Raw genomic sequence first — 1,160 nt, forward strand, 5'->3', positions numbered from 1 at the left:
AGGGTCTTCTTTACTTTTATCCCTCTGACTATCGTCACCTGCTCCACGGTGCGCGACGCCTTCAGATTACTGCCCATGATCCCTGGCACGAAGACAATGGGGACTATCCTATGGGATGGAATGTACAGCTTGACCGGATCGGTCAGCTTGCTGGACGTCAGGTTCCAGGCGAAGACGGTGTGTCCCTGCGCATCCACATAACGCGTTGCCACACGCTCTTCCGAAGCATTCGCTTCATCACCGCCATTCGGCGTCGATGCGTCTGTCCCGTTCTCATTGGTCATCATGATCCTACCTTTAACCCTATTCCCTATTCCTATAGAACGTGCAATGTGAACATAACTAGTAACGTGGTTTAACCGACTCCAGCGTGGCATCCCAAAGGGCAAACATCTGCTGTTCCGAGGGCAATTTCCTCCCTGGGGCCTCTGGATCGCCAGCATAGAACTGGAAGGTTAGGCTGGGATTATTTGGCGTACTTGGTTTTTTATCCGCGTTGATCCATAGAAAATCATAGGTCATCGCACCATTAGCGTATGTGATGCGCCAGCCGACCTCCTCACCTTGACGCCCAGCAACCACACGCGTCTTTTTGCGAACTATATCAAAATGCTCCGGTTTATCTGGAGAGTCATCTGAGCTATCGCGCCGCTGCGCTCGGAATTTCTCCTCTTCAATCTCAAGACTTCCGAATCCACTTACCGATCGTGGATCGGCGCCAGGAGTATCCTCCTGCTTAGCAGCGTCTACTGCCTCTGCCGTAGCCACATAAAAGCTAGCACCTGAAAACCTAACGGGATTAACTGTTATGCTTGTTGATATATCTGGGATCACACCAGTAATCGTTGCCCCATCAATACAATATCCGTTCGTCACAGGACGCCCCAAGCCATCATGCGGCACCAGGCGGCCAAGTATCTTCTTATATCCCTCAAGCTTGGCTTTTATCTCATCCCCCTCGCCCAATCCCTTGAAGAAATAGCCACGGTCTCCGAGCCATACATAACGCTCAAGATAGTAAACCACGTCGTTCGAAGGCTCCTGCCGATTCAGCAGGATGGCGGCGTTATCCCCCACTTTCTCGTAAAGACTCAGCAGGCTCGGCTCGGTATCGTGCTTCTGTGACTGCAGGAATTGCTTGCGTGCCTCGACGTATCCCC

General features: G+C 52.0%; 1 protein-coding gene and 1 pseudogene. Both read right to left on the reverse strand.

Annotated elements, in window-relative coordinates; all coding sequences use genetic code 11:
- A pseudogene (locus XBLMG947_RS20775) lies at positions 1 to 284 on the reverse strand (hypothetical protein); the annotation flags it as partial.
- A gap of 58 nt (positions 285 to 342) precedes the next feature.
- A partial coding sequence (locus XBLMG947_RS22310; RefSeq protein ID WP_083993322.1) for a T6SS immunity protein Tli4 family protein occupies positions 343 to 1,160 on the reverse strand: 818 nt, incomplete at its 5' end.

The sequence above is a fragment of the Xanthomonas bromi genome (assembly GCF_900092025.1).
Taxonomy (GTDB): Bacteria; Pseudomonadota; Gammaproteobacteria; order Xanthomonadales; family Xanthomonadaceae; genus Xanthomonas; species Xanthomonas bromi.